Raw genomic sequence first — 16350 nt, 5'->3', positions numbered from 1 at the left:
CCACTCGCTTGAAATTAGTATCCGTCACATCAAATGTAATATACACCAGAGAGTAACAATTTTTATGAGGACGCGATTGTTTCTTTCTTCACATCTTGAAGGCCTTTCAGCATGCCGAGTACGGTCTCCAGCCACTCTTCGGTTTTGCGGCCTTTCGTCTGCACTGAGATTTTCAGTTTTTTCCCTTCCATTCCCAGTCCGATCTGCCGGCCGTATTTATTGCCGAGTTCAAACAATTTCTGGCCGTCAATCTGGGAGCTGGCCTCTTCCGAAATAGTGAATCTGACCGCGTCCTTATCCTGCTTGATGAGTTCGACGCGTTCATATTTGCCGTACACTTTCATCTCAGCAACTGTAAACAGCCATTCAACCTCTTTAGGATAGCTGCCGAACCTGTCGATGATTTCATCTTGAAGCTCATTTTTCTCCTCAATTGTAGCGATTGATCTGAAACGTTTATACATGTCGATTTTTTGCTTGCCGTCTTGTATATAGTTTTCAGGAATATATGCATCAAGCTCGATATCGATTTCTGTCTCAAACTGTTCGCTTTTCGGCGTATCGCCTTTACGCTCTTCAATGGCTTCTTTGAGCATTTGCGAATACAGGTCAAAACCGACCGAGTCGATGAAACCGTGCTGCTGGGCGCCGAGAAGGTTCCCCGCTCCCCTGATCGTCAAGTCACGCATGGCAATTTTAAACCCTGATCCCAGCTCGGTAAATTCTTTAATCGCCTGCAGCCGTTTTTCCGCCACCTCAGTAAGCACTTTGTCTCTGCGGTACGTAAAATACGCGTACGCGACACGATTGGAGCGGCCGACCCGTCCTCTCAGCTGATACAGCTGAGACAGTCCCATTTTGTCTCCGTCAAACACGATCAAGGTATTGACGTTCGGTATATCTACGCCTGTCTCAATAATAGTCGTGCTGACGAGGACATCTGATTCCCCTTCCAGAAAATTAAGCATGACGCTTTCCAATTCATTTTCGGTCATTTTTCCGTGGGCGTATGCCACTTTCGCATCGGGAACAAGCATAGAAATTTCGTCAGCCTTCCGCTCGATATCATCCACGCGGTTGTACAAGAAATATACCTGTCCTCCGCGCGCCAGTTCTCTTTCAATGGCTTCTCGTACAAGCGCGCCGTTGTATTCCACGACATATGTCTGGACAGGGAAACGGTTTTCCGGCGGCGTTTCAATAACAGATAAGTCCCGCACACCGAGCATGGACATATGAAGCGTACGCGGAATCGGCGTCGCCGTCAGAGTCAGCACATCGACATTGGCTTTGATCTGTTTGATTTTTTCCTTATGTGTAACACCGAAGCGCTGCTCTTCGTCGATGATGAGCAAGCCGAGATCTTTATAGACGACATCTTTAGATAAGAGCCTGTGGGTTCCGATCACGATATCTACTGTTCCGTTTTTCAGACCTTTGAGCGTTTCATTAGATTCTTTTCTCGTTCTGAATCGGCTGAGAAGACCGATGTTAATCGGATAGTCTTGGAAACGCTCCGTAATGGTTTCATAATGCTGCTGCGCGAGTATGGTCGTCGGTACAAGGAGCGCGACCTGTTTTCCGTCGGCGATCGCTTTAAAGGCCGCACGGATGGCTACCTCCGTCTTCCCGTAACCGACATCACCGCAAAGCAAACGGTCCATCGGACGCTCTCTTTCCATATCCTTTTTAATTTCCTGAATGGATCGGAGCTGATCATCGGTTTCCTGATAAGGGAAAGCAGACTCGAACTGACGCTGCATTTCATGATCCGGCGAGAACGCATAGCCTTTGCTTGCTTCGCGTTCCGCATAAAGCTTAATCAGATCATCGGCAATATCCTGAACGGAGTTTTCAACTTTTTTCTTCACCCGTTTCCATTCACTGCCGCCCAGTTTATAAAGCTTCGGTTCTTTTCCTTCAGAGCCGACGTACTTCTGCACCTGATCAATTTGTTCTACCGGGACGTACAGCTTATCACTGCCCTGGTAATGAATGTTGAGGTAATCTTTATGAATGCCCTTGATTTCAAGTGTTTCGATCCCCAAATACTTACCGATCCCGTGGTTGACGTGGACGACATAGTCACCGACTTGAAGCTCAGAGTAGCTTTTGATCCGTTCAGCATTTGTCAGCTTCTGCTTTCTCGGCTTCTTCTTGATTCGGTTTTTGAACAGCTCTTCCTCCGTAATGACGGCCAGCTTCATCAGCGGCAGTTCAAAACCGGATTGCAGCTCGCCTTCCATGACATAGACCTGTCCTTGTACAAGCGCTTTGGAGCTGTCCGTTTTGGCGGCTTCAATTTCGTAATCAGCCAGCACGGACGCCAATCTGTCGGTTCTGTCTTTATTTGCGCCTAAAAAGACGACGGTGAAGTTTGATTTCTTAAAGCGCTCCATTTCACCGGCGAGCACATTCATCTGCCCGTGAAAACTCTGCATCTGCCGGCTTGTGACATTCACGATATTTTGAGGGCTTGTATGCTGAACATGACGCAAAAATAATGAAAAGTAAATGGCAGGACGCCGCTTCTCGGCCATAATCTCCTGAAAGCTGAAGGATAAATTGATGTCATGCAGAATTTTTCCTTCTTCCAGCAGACTTGTCATGAATTCGGCTTCTTCTTTTTGGAGCTGATCCTCCATTTCATGAATCCGGCTGACCTCGTCTAACAATAACAAGGTGTCTGACGGTGTATAATCTAGCAAACTAGCAGGCTTTTCGTAAAAGTACGAGAGATACTTCACAAGTTCCTGATCAGTCTGTCCCGTTGATAACCGTTCTTTATCATGTGAGATATTGATATGAAGCATTTCCTTTTGTTTGTCCTGCTTCAGCTTCTTCAGACTGTCGGCAAGCCCTTTATCGAGCCTTTCCATCGCGCGGGCTTTTTCTTCCGCCCGGATGATCAGTTCCTTCGCCGGTCCGATGGCCACCGTTTTTAGCGTCTCAATTGATCTCTGGTCATCAGAGTTGAAGCTTCTGATGGAGTCGACCTCCGTATCAAACAACTCAATCCGCACCGGATGTTCTGACGTCAGCGGATAAATGTCGATTATTCCGCCGCGAATACTGAATTCACCGGGTGCAGAAACCATATCGGAACGCTCATACCCCACCTCTACAAGGCGTGCAGACAGCTGATCCTGTTCTATATCGTCTCCGAGTGATATGGCGATTTGGCTGCTTTTCCACAGTTCTTTCGGCGGAAGCATTCTTCTCAGTGCTGCAACGGGTGCCACTACGACCGGCGCTTCTCCGTTTGTTAATCTATTAATGACATCAAGCCGCTGAGCGCGCAGTTCAGGACTCGCCACCGCAATTTCTGAAGAAATCAATTCATTTACGGGGTATAAAAAAACAGATTGATCCCCGAGAAGCGCCGTCAGATCTTCCGTCACTTTTTGGGCCTGATATAAATTATGAGTGATAAAGAAAATCGGCTTTTTCGTTTCCTGTGCAAGGGCGGAGGTAAAAACAGAACGCGCAGAACCTGACAGACCCGCAAGCAGCTGTTCCTTCAGCCCCTCATGTAAACCGTTAACAATGGATTTAAAATCATCGCTTTCTTTAATAAAGGTTTGAATATTGTCCATATGGGCCCCTCCTCTCTATTTTCTGCAAGAACAGAAAAACGCTTTGGTCTAGAATCTACACCAAAGCTCATTATTGAATAAATGTGTTGTGTTCATGGTAGTGCGGATTGCGTTCCAGCGCCTCTTGGCAGTCTTCACAAATTGTAAGAACATGGACATCTCCATTGTCTTTATATGAAATCATATCGTTTCTTTCCTCATTTGTTAAGTGCTGAAATCCAAGTGACTGTGTCGGCACCGACGAATACTCCAGGCTCCCTACCTTAAAACCGCAGTGGCGGCAGAAATAATGCAAAGCCATACATTGGACCTCCTGATGTGAAAAAATCATTTTTCCCTAGTATGGTCTCCCATTATTTATCTTATACATTTGCATTAAATTCGTTCATAACTTCTAAAAATGGTTTCGTCAAGGAAGCTTCGCAGGCTTTTACGGTTTTTGAGACGGCATCATTGATATGCGGCGCTTCATCTTTCGTAAAAGCGCCCAGCACATAATCAACGACTTTCATCCCGTTGACGGGACGGCCGATTCCGATTCTGACCCGGTCAAATTCAGGGGTTCCGAGGTGCTGAATAAGCGATTTAATTCCGTTGTGTCCGCCTGCGCTCCCCTTCGTCCGGAGCCTGATTTTCCCCGTCGGAAGATCCAGGTCATCGTATATGACTTTCAAATCTTCATGATCGGCTTCATAATAATCCAATAGCGGCCGCAAACATTCCCCTGATAAATTCATATATGTAAGCGGTTTAACAAGTAGAACTTTTTTTCCGGAAACAAAACCGATTCCGTAAAGTCCGTTGAATTTCGTTTTATTTAATTCAATATTCCATTCTTTAGAAAGCTCGTCAATGGCCATAAAGCCGACATTATGTCTCGTGTTCTCGTAGGTTTTTCCCGGGTTACCCAGACCGGCAATCACAAGCATCGTAAATCCTCCCTCAACATCGCTGTAATTCTTCTCATTCTAGCACAAAAGACGTAACCTCGGGCGGGTTACGTCTTAAAGCGCTTATTGATTTTCTCCTTCGGGCTCTTCCTCAGGAGATGGTTCTGCATCTTCTTCGAATGCTTCCTGCTTAGGAGGAAGGATGGAAGCCACGACTTCTTCCGGATCGTTTGTAAATGTATAATTGCCGTCGGCAGTCAGATCTGCGATGGTCAGCACATCATTCATTTCAAGCCCGGAAATATCAACATTGATTGTCTGAGGGATGTCCTTCGGCTTAGCCTTGATCGAAAGCTCATGCAGCGGCTGCTGGATGACGCCTCCGTCTTTGACTCCTTTCGCCTCTCCCGTCAGCTGAATCGGCACTTCCGCCTCCAGCTCCTCACTCATATTCACGACTTGAAAATCGGCGTGCGTCAATTCGTTTTTGAGCGGGTCTGTCTGAAGATCTGTCACCATAACCGATTGCTGATTTCCGTTGACATCAATTGTGATAATCGTGTTTTTTCCTTCGTCCCGCAATGTTTTAAGCAATTCGACACTGTCTAAAGAGACAGCCGTGTTCGTTGTTTCTTTCCCGTATATAATCCCTGGAACATGTCCTGAATGACGGATTTTCCGAAGCGTCGAACGTTTAAAATCTGTTCTTTCATTTGCTTTTAAAGTTGCCATATTCAGCACCATCCTAATTATCGTTTTATCGTCCTATTAGAACAATACCCACAATAACTGGGATTTAAACCTTAAAGTTTCGGTTTAGCTGAATAAATAGCTGACAGATTGTTTCTCGTGAACACGGATAATCGCTTCAGCCAGAAGCGGTCCGACAGAAAGCTGCTTAAAGCGTTCGATTTTTTTCTCTTCAGGAAGCTTAATGCTGTTCGTTACGACAAGCTCCTTGATTTTAGAGTTGTTGATCCGCTCAACCGCAGGGCCTGACAATACAGGGTGCGTACAGCATGCATACACTTCCGCGGCTCCGTTTTCAACCAGCGCGTTTGCAGCAAGTGTGATTGTGCCGGCGGTATCAATAATATCATCGATCAGAATCGCAGTTTTTCCTTCCACGTTACCGACGATGTTCATCACTTCTACCTCATTCGGTCTAGGACGGCGTTTGTCGATAATCGCGATCGGCGCTTTCAGACGGTCCGCAAGTTTGCGGGCGCGCGTCACACCGCCGTGGTCAGGAGAAACAATGACGATATCTTTCAAGTCTTTACCTTCAAAGTAATGGCCTAAAATCGGAACACCCATTAAGTGGTCAATCGGAATATCAAAGAAACCTTGAATTTGCGGCGCGTGTAAATCAAGCGCGATCACGCGTGTCGCACCCGCTGTTTCAAGCAGGTTTGCAAAAAGTTTTGCCGTGATCGGTTCACGTGATCTTGCTTTTCTGTCCTGGCGCGCATAACCGTAGTACGGAATCACAATGTTGATTGTTTTCGCGGAAGCGCGCTTTAAAGCGTCCACCATAATCAGCAATTCCATGATGTGCTCGTTGACCGGCGCACTTGTAGACTGAATGATATAACAATCACAGCCGCGAATACTTTCTTCTATGTTGATCTGGACCTCTCCGTCACTGAATCTTGTAACAGAGCACTTTCCTAATTGAACTCCTACATTATCCGCGATTTCTTTTGCAAGTTCTGGATTTGAATTCAAAGAAAAAATCTTTAAATTCTTATCTCCGTATTCGTTAGACATGGTAAACCTCCGATTTTAGGATTATTTTTTATGAATATTTTTCACATAATCTTCTTTATTTACTTGTCTTGCTCTGGCAATGGCAAGCGCTTCGCCCGGCACATCTTCAGTTACGGTTGAGCCCGCAGCGACGTACGCGCCTTCTCCCACTGTGACAGGAGCGACCAGATTGGAGTTGCAGCCAATAAACGCGCCGTCTTCAATTTTGGTTAAATATTTGTTCTTCCCATCATAATTGACCGTGATGGAGCCGCACCCGAGATTGACGTCCGTGCCCACTTCGGCATCACCGATATAGCTTAAATGAGATGCTTTGCTTCGGTCGCCGAATTGTGTTTTCTTGATTTCCACAAAGTTTCCGATCTTCACTTCATTGCCGATTGCGGAATCAGGTCTGATGTGAGCAAAAGGACCGATATTTACATCATTCCCAACTTTGCTCCGATTGACAACGGATTGTTTAATCACAGTGCGGCTGCCGATCGAGCTGTCCTCTATCTCAGTGTGAGGGCCGATGACACATTCATCGCCGATTTCAGCTTGTCCCTTTAACACAGTTCCGGGATAAATAACTGTATCTTGTCCGATACGTGCGTCAGGTGAGATGTACGTATTCATCGGATCGATTAAAGTGACTCCGTTTTGCATATGCCGTTTGTTAATACGCTCTTTCATATACATTTCAGCCTGAGAAAGAGCGACTCTATCATTCACTCCGAGCGTCTCTTGGAAGTTACCAGTCTGGTAAGCGGCAACAGTTTCGCCTTCGTCTTTGAGGATTTCGATTACATCCGGCAGGTAATACTCGCCTTGGGCATTTTCATTCGAAACCTGTTCGATGACACGAAAAAGGGCCTCGTTATCAAAACAGTACGTTCCCGTGTTGATTTCTTTCACAAGACGTTCTTGCTCCGAAGCATCCTTATGCTCCACGATTTTTTGAACGGCGCCGTCTTCTCCCCGGATGATTCTTCCGTATCCGGCGGGATCGTCGGCAACGGCCGTTAACACCGTGGCTTTTGCGCCTTTGTTTGTATGTTCATTCAGCATGGCTTCCATCGTCTCCGCCGTCAGAAGCGGTGTATCGCCGCAAATAACGATCGTGACACCTTTCTCTCCGTGAAGAAATGGTTTTGCCTGCTTGACTGCATGAGCCGTACCGAGCTGTTCTGCTTGGAGAGCGTAATCGCTTTTCTGTCCGAGCTGCTTTTTCACATCTTCGGCGCCATGTCCTACGATGGTGACAAGCTTCGCTAAAGATAATTTCAGAGCCTCGTCTGCGACGTGCTCTACCATAGGCTTTCCGCATACCGGATGAAGGACCTTATAAAGCTTAGATTTCATTCTCGTTCCTTTTCCGGCAGCTAAAATCACTGCAAACCGCTTATCCATTTAATGGCCTCCAATATCCCTTTTATCCATAGAAAAATATATCCTAAATAGCTGTTGATTTCAAGAAGACATCAAAAAGTGCAAGAATTTTCTATGTAATCGCTTTATTACTGAAAAATCAGATTTAAAAAAGGACTGCCGGAAAAGGCCTTGTGTCAGCCTTTATCAGCAGTCCTTACATTTTGTTATGTTTAAGAAGCCCCAGCTTCTTCATATTCTAATGCTTCAGAATCACCCAAACGATGATACTCATTTAAAACAGCATCCTGGATCTTGCCCCGCGTGCTGGAATTAATAGGATGAGCAATATCGCGGAATTCTCCATCAGGGGTGCGTTTACTCGGCATCGCAACGAAAAGACCATTGTTTCCATCAATCACACGAATATCATGTACGACAAATTCGTGATCCAGCGTGATGGATGCAATCGCTCTCATGCGACCATCGGTATTCACGCGGCGTAATCTTACGTCAGTAACTTCCACAGTAGTTCACCACCTTTTCCCTATATAAAAGCATTAGTCTAACAATTCCACGATTCTTTTTAAATTCCTGCACATTTCAAAAAGTTTTTTTGAAAATATAGGATATACATACACAATTAGGTGATAAACCATATCGGGGGATCATATACTGCATAAAAAAAGTGATTCCGGAGACCGGAACCACTTTTCTGAGATTTAAGATTTCACCAGCGCAATGACTTCAATTTCCACGAGAGCGTCTTTCGGCAGTCTCGCCACTTCCACACAAGACCTTGCCGGCTTATGTACATCAAAGTATTGTCCGTACACTTCATTCACTTCCGCAAACTGCTCCATATCAGCAATAAATACCGTTGCTTTGACAACCGTCTCGAGAGAAGCGCCCGCTTCTTTCAGCACAGCCTTTAAATTGCTGAACACCTGATGCGTTTGTTCTGTGATATCACCGTTTACCATTTCTCCTTCAGCAGTAAGAGGAATCTGGCCTGAGCTGTAAAACATGTTGTTTACGATGATTCCTTGTGAATATGGCCCGATTGCTGCCGGCGCGTGTTTTGTATGGATTGCTTTTGTCATTTTTCTGTCTCCCCATTCTTTAAATGCTGTTCTTTAAAAAATCGCAGAAAATTGCCGTTTTGAATCTCAATCGTTTTGTCTTTCATATTGATGGTTGAAAGTGTGAGCAGCGACATGTATTCATCGACAAGCCGTTCATTCACTCCCTCAGCTTCAACCAAGACGCCTATTCCCGCGACGTTCGCATTAAACTCATCAAGCAAGCTGATCATGCCGTTTATGGTGCCGCCCGCTTTCATAAAGTCGTCAATAATCAAAACGTTCGACCCCGTGGCCAAACTTCTTTTCGCAAGTGACATCGTTTGAATGCGGTTAGACGACCCTGATACATAATTGATGCTCACCGTGGAGCCTTCCGTCACTTTATTGTCTTTTCGTACGATGACAACCGGAACGTTCAGATAACTGGCCGCTGCGTAAGCGAGAGGGATTCCCTTTGTCGCAACGGTCATCACCACATCAATCTCCCGCTCCGCAAAAACGGAAGCAAAAAGCCTGCCTACATGAGAGAGGACAGATGGTTTGCCTAAGATATCCGTTAAATATACATAACCGCCCGGAAGGATACGCTCAGGATTTACTAAAGACTGTCCCAGCTCCTGTATAAACGCTTCTGCTTCAGCCTGTTTCACTTTCGGAATGTATTTGACGCCTCCGGCAGCTCCCGGCACTGTAAGCAGCGTCCCAATGCCTTGCTGTTCGAAGGTCTGTTTAATAATCGTTAAATCTTCACTGATTGATGACTTTGCTGATTGATACCGTTCAGAGAAAAACGTTAACGGTATTAATTCATGCGGATGGGTTAACAAATAATTTGTTAAGTCCACCAATCTGCCGCTGCGACGAAACTTCATGAACTTACCCCCAAAATCCGAATAATTTAAAAACAATATAACTTAACATACGGATTTAATCAAGAGCATTCTGTTCGCCGATCATCCGCACCGCGTACACCTGATCACAGAAGCCTCTTAACCCGTTATAAATCCGCTGCACCTTTGATTCGTATTGAACCAAACCGAATACAGTCGGTCCGCTTCCGCTCATTAACACCGCATCGGCACCGAAGCGTTTCATTTGATTTTTAATCATCGCCACCTCGGGATGAAGGTTGAGCGTAACCGATTCCAATACGTTTCCTAGTTGGCTGCACACCTTTTGGAAACTTTTTTCTTCAATTGCGTCAATCATCGCCTGTACATCCGGATGCCGAACCTGCTGCAAATTCAGCCGGCGGTACACTTCGGCGGTCGATACCCCGATCGTCGGTTTGGCGAGCACGACCCAGCAATGAGGCGGAGCACTGATATGCCTGATCTTCTCACCGCGTCCGGTTGCCAGGGCAGTGCCTCCGTAAACACAGAAGGACACGTCTGAACCGATTTCAGCGCCAAGCTCCGCGAGCTCTTCGACAGAAAGCTTTAAATCCCAAAGCCTGTTCAGCCCTCTTAGCGTGGCAGCCGCATCGCTGCTTCCGCCGGCAAGCCCCGCCGCTACAGGGATCACCTTTGTAATCATAATGGAAACGCCTTTTTTGACTTGAAACCGTTCTTTGAGCAGTTTGGCTGCCTGATAAGCCAGATTTCTTTGATCATCCGGAACAAAGCGATTATGCGACGCCACTCTGATAACGTTTTCGGGCAGTTCTGTCAGTTCAATCCGATCTGCCAAATCAATTGTCGTCATGATCATCTCCACTTCATGATAACCATCCGGGCGTTTACTCCTCACATCGAGGGACAGATTGATTTTGGCCGGCGCTTTTTCTAAAATACGCATAGCTTTCACCTACTTCTCCATCTAAACATAAGTATGAACATTGTATCACATTTGGAGACCCGGAGGTACTTATCCGAAATTGACGCCGATTTTGACAGCCGATAGAAAAAACCGGGGAACGGATTGTCCCCCGGGCCACTGCATTATCGGTTATTTTGGTTCTGAGCCGCCATCTGCTGTTCGGCAATCTCAATCGCACGCTTTACCATATTCCCGGCATCGCGCGCCCGAATGCCGCCCCAGCCCTCGTTTTTCACCGTATCGTAAAAACCAAGGTCCTTTGCCAGCTCATACTTGAACTCATCTGACATAACTCCACGACGTCTGCCCAAACGAAACAACCCCTTTTATAGAATTGATCACCATTCGTGCACGCCACGATAAAACATGTGACACTTATAGCTTCCGTTTAATCAGCTGAAACTTTCGAGGGAATAATTAGAAGAGCTTTAGAAGGCAAAACAAAAAGCAGTAAACAAAAGGTTCACTGCCCATTAAAATGCTACTGAGCTTGCCGCATCATCATTGAATGTCAATTCAACAGTCTCAGTCAGAATATCAGCATAACTGTATGAAACTCTTTCAAACGAATTCTCGTCTTGATCTAGTTGTATCACAAAAACAGAAGGGTACGTCTCAGCTAAAATGCCCGAACGCTCAATCGTTTTTCGGCGGCCGCCGTTTGCTTTTAACGTAAGCCGTTTACCTAAATTCCCATCAAGCGATCTTTTTATATCGGACAACGTCTTCGCCATTGCATCCACCTCACTACATTTATTGTACAACAAGAGCCCAATTTTGTCAAACAAAATTTAAATTATATCAACGTTAATAAGTCATTGTCAACAAAATTATTTTGACAAAATTCTATTGATTTCTGCATTATTTTTCACAAGTTCCGGAAATTTATGTATCAATATGTAAAATAATTAACCCGCATAGCGAATTTCATGCGGGTTTTTCACTCATCCATTTGATTTATACGGCATACCGACACGCAGCACACCCTTCGTTTCAATGCCTCCCAGCCCTTTCTCTCTCGTCAGCGTATTTCTCAGGACATCCCACACATTAATCCGCTCCATAAACGGAGTGAAGCTGATTTTCGCGACAATATATACCGGGTCAAGCGCATGAATGTTGACGCGTGACGGTGAACTTGCAAAATTCGCGCCCGCTTTGATTAAAGACTCGAAATGGGATTGGCAGGCACCCGCGAATATGACAAGCTGGTCCAAGTGGGGGACTTTTCGTCTCGCTCTTTGAACCGTTTCGACAAAGTGTTTAGAATGCCTGTAGGCGCTTAAATCGTTCACGTCTCCCTTATGCTTGGAATATGCATCATGGCCGGTGATGACTAAAATATCCGGCCGGTATTTATCGAGCAGCTCCTCAATGGATGCCGGCATTTTTTTCTCATGGCAGTGAATCCCGTACACCGGCACACCGATTTTTTCGTAAAAGTTCAGGCACTTTTTCAAATAAGCCTCATCGCCGTCCAAATGCAATACCTTGCCGGGCATATGAAAGTAGTGCTCCTGATGCTGATATTGATTCGTCGCATAATATTCCTGTTTTTCCCGAAGCAGCTTATAATCCTGGCGGAGCAGCTCGAGAGATTCATTCATCCTGCTTTCATCTTTCTGCTTTCTCACGGCCTGTTCGTCTTTTCTTACAGGCGCCAAATCAGAAAAATCAGCATCCGCAATCAATCTGACTTCGTCACCATGCAGGATGGCAATTGAATTTCCTTTGCTTGTTTGCTCTATGCCGATAATGCGAAATAAAACATCCATTTGATAGGATTTTCTGGCTACCATATCTCCTATTTGAAATTGCACGTTACCCACTCCACAAATAGACTAAGCCTCATCATGAAAGAAGCCTTATCAAATGCACCTCTTTCCGCTGCGGCGCTTGATGTTTCAAGCTTTTCTTGCAGTTGAATGAATAAGGTTCTTCTCTAGCCTATGTAGCGGCAGTCCAAGTGGTGACGCAAAACAAAAAGCCCTTCTTAGAAAAGGGCTTTATACAATCCGTTGGACAGGAGCGCGAATTCTTCTATAGACAGGGATTCACCGCGCCGCTTTCCGTCAATATTCGTTTCTTGGAGAATTTCTTCGATTTGAGCTTTCTTCTCTTTTCCGCCCGGAAGATTGTTCACAAGGTTGTTCAGCAAGGTTTTCCGGCGCTGAGCGAAGCTTGCTTTAATCAGCTGGAAGAAAAACGGTTCATTATCGACGTCAACCGCCGGGCCGTCTCGAAGCAAGAGACGGATGACCGCGGAATCGACGTTAGGCTGAGGCACAAACACCGTTTTCGGTACGGTCATGACCGTTTTGGCCTCCGTGTAGAACTGAACTGCGATGGAAAGCGATCCGTACTCCTTAGAGGAAGGATCAGCCGCCATCCGCTCAGCAACCTCTTTTTGCAGCATGACGACAATTCCTTTTAAGGGAAGATGCTCTTCCAAAAGCTTCATGATGATCGGGGTCGTTACATAATACGGAAGATTCGCCGTCACCATAATTTCATCACAATCCTGAAACTGCTCTTCAATGACGGATTTGACGTCTGCTTTCAGCACATCCTGATGAATGATCGTTACATTGTCATACGGAGACAGCGTATCATTGAGAATGGGCAGGAGGCGCTGATCAATTTCAAACGCGACGACCTTTTTCGCCCGTTTGGCAAGCTGCTCTGTCAGCGCGCCGATTCCGGGTCCGATTTCAATGACTCCGGTCCGATCCGTTATTTCCGCATGGTCCACAATTCTGTCCAATATGTTTGTATCAATTAAGAAATTCTGTCCCAGACTCTTTTTAAAAGAGAAACCGTATTTTTTCAGAATTTCTTTCGTTCTGATAGGTGTCGCGATATCTTTATTGTTCATCCTGTTCCTCCTGCATCATAGCATCGAGCGCATCAATAAAATCACTTCTTTTGATTTGAAACATCTGCAGCCGTTTTTGAAGCTGTTTGCCGTTTGTATAGCCGATCTTCAGCAGGTCGCCCAATCGTTCGCGGCGTCTTTTGGCAGCCGGCCCGCCGATCAGACCGGCTTGTATTAAATCTTCAGCCGAAATCTCACTCGGCTTTGCCTCCATCTCTTCATGCACATTTTCCAGACATGCTCTGATGCTTTCAATGGATGCGTGCTCAACGCCGATGCCGCGCTTGTTCTTCGGTTTGGCAAGATGTTTGGGCAGAAATGCGTGTTTACAGCCGGGTACTGCTTCGGAAATGGTTTTCCGGATCTTTTCCCCCGGAAAATCCGGGTCCGTCAGCACGATGACTCCTCTCGTTTCCTGCGCCAGCCGAATCTGCCTGATGACTTCATCTCCGATTGCCGAACCGTTCGTCTCAATCGTATCCGCATCAACGGCAAGTTTTATGCGCGCAGTGTCATCGCGTCCCTCGACTACAATAATTTCTTTAATTTTCATTACTTCCTCCAAAAAAACTTTTTATATCCAAAACGAAACCTTTGTTTACATGTCACGTCTAATATACTGAAAATACACTTTACCTATTATAACGAAAAAAACAGAGGGCGCAAAACCCTCTGAATGAATCGGAATTAATTTAAAATTTTTATTTTGACCTGTTTCTTTCCCCAGCGGTATGCCGAAGATTTTTCAGGGAAAAAGACATCAATCCGTCTTCCTTTAATGGCTGAGCCCGTATCTGCGGCCACAGCATCCCCGTATCCGTCTACGTGGACTCTTGTGCCGAGCGGAATGACGCTTGGGTCTACCGCAATGACCTTGGCATTCGGATTGCTTGTCAGGTTAACGCCTGTAGCCGTATGGCCGGAACAGCCGCTGCAGCTTGCGGTATATGCCGTGGAAGACACGGTAATCACTTTACCGGAAGATCCGGTTTCACCCGAAGAAGCCTTCACCGGTGCACTGAGCTGCTCAATCTTGGGACTGTGCCGCTTTGTGCCGACCGCAATGATCTGATCTTTGCTTTTTTCAGATGTTTCTTCTTTGACAAGCTTTCTTGATACTTCTTTTCCATTTTCTTTGACAACATGAAAATGCTTTTTAAGCTTGCCTTCTTTTCCTTTTTGAACGATCTTTTCTTTCCCGTTGTCGAGAGACGCATCCTCTTTTTCTTTCACTCGATACGCTATTTTTTCCTCAACTACATCGGTGACTTTTTCGATACGAGTGATTTGTATGCCGGCCTGATCTTTTGTGAGCTTTTCGTGTAATGCCGGTTTTACTTGATCTTCGTCTTTCATGTCCATCTTATGCTGCGTTAAAAAGTCAGCGACCGTAGTCGAAGTCGTCCATATTTTCTTTTTCTTTCCCGCATCATTTACAGTGACCTGAAAAGCCGGGTCGACCGTGACTTTCATGCCGTTTGTCACTTTCGTATCTGCTGCTGGATCTATTTTATCGTGCTGATTCACAGGTGTATGCTGTTCGTTCAGAAATGCGCCGACTGTTTTTGCCGTTGACCATAAAGTCTTTTCTTCTCCGCCTCTTGTCACACGGATCTGCTTTGCAGCATCATATACGACATTCATGTTCTCAGCCAATGCTGTCTGCTTAGACGGGGTAATCCGGTCTTCATTTCTTGTCTCTATATGTAAATCTTCCAGAAGTTCCCCAACCGTTTTTGCATGAGTGCGTATTTGCTTTTTCTTGCCGTTGATAGAAACAGAGACTGATTGTTTTGAGAGCTCATGTGCCCCGTATGCAGTCCCGGTTCCGCCCAGCAGAATAATAGCTGCAATAAGAATAACCTTGCTTTTACCAAGCTTTACGGAAAACAGTTTTTTCATTTTTTGTGTGATGAAAAACGCCTCCTTCTCCTCGGAGAGATTATATAGAGTATCTAAAATGCTGTCAACCCTCCCATCTCGAAGATAAAAAACCTTCAGCGTATCCCTCATTATGCAAAAACAAAGCAAAAAAAGGAAGAGAGACATATCGACAACCTATCTTATGAGGAGAAGGAAGCTTGTAGAACCGTTTTACATATCCACTGAATCGGACAAGCCTTTACACGTTACGACAGCGCATTTTGTCAGTTCATACGGAAAAGTCTTTTTGCGTTTTCGGTTGTTATCGAAGCAATTTCTTCATACGTCAGTCCTTTTAATTCCGCGAGCTGTTCAGCAACATATTTCACGTAGCTTGGCTCATTTCGTTTGCCGCGGAAAGGATGGGGTGTCAGGAAAGGACAGTCAGTTTCGATCAGCAAACGGTCATTCGGAATTTCCTTTGCCACTTCTTTTGGTTTCTTCGCATTTTTGAAGGTAACCGGTCCTCCGAATGAGATATAGAAATTCATATCCATACACTGCCGCGCAACCTCCGCGCTGCCCGTAAAGCAGTGCATAATGCCGCCGACTTCTTCCGCTCCCTCTTCTTTCAAAATCGTGACAACATCCTCGGTTGCATCACGGTTGTGAATGATAATTGGAAGGTTCACTTCTTTGGCAAGCGCGATTTGTTTCCGGAATACCTCTTTTTGGATATCCTTCGGTGATTTGTCCCAGTGATAGTCAAGGCCCATTTCTCCGATTGCCACGACTTTTTCATGAGCGGACAGTTCCTTAATCCATGATAAATCTTCCTCTGTCATGTCAATTGCGTCTACCGGATGCCAGCCGATCGCAGCGTATATAAAGTCATATTCCTCAATCAGCTCCATTGCACGCGTGATGGTAGGTTTGTCGAATCCGACAACGACGATTCGTTCAACTTTTTCAGCCTTTGCACGCGCAATGACTTCTTCTAAGTCTGTGTCGAATTGCTCGGCGTTTAAGTGTGCATGTGTATCAAAAAGCATCATAAAAACTCCTTTCTTGTTGAAAAACAAAAGGTGTTCGACGAAATGTTA

The 16350-nt window shown here is 45.5% G+C and carries 17 protein-coding genes; all 17 read right to left on the bottom strand.

What is annotated here, in order from left to right; all coding sequences use genetic code 11:
* Window positions 1–62 precede the first annotated feature (62 nt).
* The 17 genes from mfd to AC1DN5_RS18455 all read right to left on the bottom strand — a co-directional run bounded on the left by mfd (window position 63) and on the right by AC1DN5_RS18455 (window position 16299).
* Window positions 63–3596: a transcription-repair coupling factor gene (gene mfd / locus AC1DN5_RS18535; RefSeq protein WP_327813713.1), complete on the bottom strand. Its 3534-nt coding sequence runs from the start codon at window positions 3594–3596 to the stop codon at window positions 63–65.
* Window positions 3597–3666: 70 nt separating this feature from the next.
* Window positions 3667–3897, bottom strand: coding sequence for an anti-sigma-F factor Fin family protein (locus tag AC1DN5_RS18530; protein WP_016936527.1), 231 nt, complete (start codon window positions 3895–3897; stop codon window positions 3667–3669).
* Window positions 3898–3958: 61 nt separating this feature from the next.
* Window positions 3959–4525 (bottom strand): aminoacyl-tRNA hydrolase, encoded by a 567-nt coding sequence (gene pth, locus AC1DN5_RS18525; RefSeq protein WP_045926508.1) that lies wholly within the window; start codon window positions 4523–4525, stop codon window positions 3959–3961.
* 84 nt (window positions 4526–4609) lie between these two features.
* Window positions 4610–5218 (bottom strand): 50S ribosomal protein L25/general stress protein Ctc, encoded by a 609-nt coding sequence (locus AC1DN5_RS18520; RefSeq protein ID WP_016936525.1) that lies wholly within the window; start codon window positions 5216–5218, stop codon window positions 4610–4612.
* Window positions 5219–5302: 84 nt separating this feature from the next.
* Window positions 5303–6256 carry a ribose-phosphate diphosphokinase gene (locus AC1DN5_RS18515; protein ID WP_013350761.1) on the bottom strand — a complete coding sequence of 318 codons (954 nt, stop codon included), beginning with the start codon at window positions 6254–6256 and terminating at the stop codon, window positions 5303–5305.
* Between the two features lie 21 nt (window positions 6257–6277).
* Window positions 6278–7648: a bifunctional UDP-N-acetylglucosamine diphosphorylase/glucosamine-1-phosphate N-acetyltransferase GlmU gene (gene glmU / locus AC1DN5_RS18510; protein WP_016936524.1), complete on the bottom strand. Its 1371-nt coding sequence runs from the start codon at window positions 7646–7648 to the stop codon at window positions 6278–6280.
* Window positions 7649–7839: 191 nt separating this feature from the next.
* Window positions 7840–8133, bottom strand: coding sequence for a septation regulator SpoVG (gene spoVG / locus AC1DN5_RS18505; RefSeq protein WP_004264660.1), 294 nt, complete (start codon window positions 8131–8133; stop codon window positions 7840–7842).
* A gap of 195 nt (window positions 8134–8328) precedes the next feature.
* Window positions 8329–8709 carry a 2-iminobutanoate/2-iminopropanoate deaminase gene (gene ridA / locus AC1DN5_RS18500; RefSeq protein WP_004264663.1) on the bottom strand — a complete coding sequence of 127 codons (381 nt, stop codon included), beginning with the start codon at window positions 8707–8709 and terminating at the stop codon, window positions 8329–8331.
* The gene (purR, locus tag AC1DN5_RS18495; protein ID WP_004264666.1) at window positions 8706–9563 is read right to left on the bottom strand and encodes a pur operon repressor; all 858 of its coding nucleotides are present in this window, start codon (window positions 9561–9563) and stop codon (window positions 8706–8708) included. Before purR ends, ridA begins: the two co-directional genes overlap by 4 nt.
* A gap of 55 nt (window positions 9564–9618) precedes the next feature.
* Entirely contained in the window at window positions 9619–10488 is an 870-nt protein-coding gene (gene ispE / locus AC1DN5_RS18490) for a 4-(cytidine 5'-diphospho)-2-C-methyl-D-erythritol kinase (protein ID WP_016936523.1), read from the bottom strand.
* Between the two features lie 143 nt (window positions 10489–10631).
* On the bottom strand, window positions 10632–10820 hold the full coding sequence (locus tag AC1DN5_RS18485; RefSeq protein WP_011996172.1) for a small, acid-soluble spore protein, alpha/beta type: 189 nt from the start codon (window positions 10818–10820) through the stop codon (window positions 10632–10634).
* A 162-nt stretch (window positions 10821–10982) separates the two neighbouring features.
* Window positions 10983–11243 carry a biofilm formation stimulator Veg gene (gene veg / locus AC1DN5_RS18480; protein ID WP_003218330.1) on the bottom strand — a complete coding sequence of 87 codons (261 nt, stop codon included), beginning with the start codon at window positions 11241–11243 and terminating at the stop codon, window positions 10983–10985.
* Window positions 11244–11453: 210 nt separating this feature from the next.
* Window positions 11454–12329 carry a sporulation peptidase YabG gene (gene yabG, locus AC1DN5_RS18475; RefSeq protein WP_016936522.1) on the bottom strand — a complete coding sequence of 292 codons (876 nt, stop codon included), beginning with the start codon at window positions 12327–12329 and terminating at the stop codon, window positions 11454–11456.
* 173 nt (window positions 12330–12502) lie between these two features.
* Window positions 12503–13384, bottom strand: a complete 882-nt coding sequence (gene rsmA, locus AC1DN5_RS18470; protein ID WP_016936521.1) for a 16S rRNA (adenine(1518)-N(6)/adenine(1519)-N(6))-dimethyltransferase RsmA — start codon at window positions 13382–13384, stop codon at window positions 12503–12505.
* Window positions 13374–13937 (bottom strand): ribonuclease M5, encoded by a 564-nt coding sequence (gene rnmV, locus AC1DN5_RS18465; protein ID WP_013350755.1) that lies wholly within the window; start codon window positions 13935–13937, stop codon window positions 13374–13376. Before rnmV ends, rsmA begins: the two co-directional genes overlap by 11 nt.
* A 134-nt stretch (window positions 13938–14071) precedes the next feature.
* Window positions 14072–15397 (bottom strand): ubiquitin-like domain-containing protein, encoded by a 1326-nt coding sequence (locus AC1DN5_RS18460; RefSeq protein ID WP_342007290.1) that lies wholly within the window; start codon window positions 15395–15397, stop codon window positions 14072–14074.
* Between the two features lie 134 nt (window positions 15398–15531).
* Complete coding sequence (locus AC1DN5_RS18455; protein WP_016936519.1) at window positions 15532–16299, bottom strand: TatD family hydrolase; 768 nt, start codon at window positions 16297–16299, stop codon at window positions 15532–15534.
* Window positions 16300–16350: the final 51 nt, after the last annotated feature.

Source organism: Bacillus sp. 01N42_2 (assembly GCF_056399565.1).
Note: the sequence above shows the minus strand (reverse complement) of the source record. Positions and strands in the feature narration are given on the sequence as shown.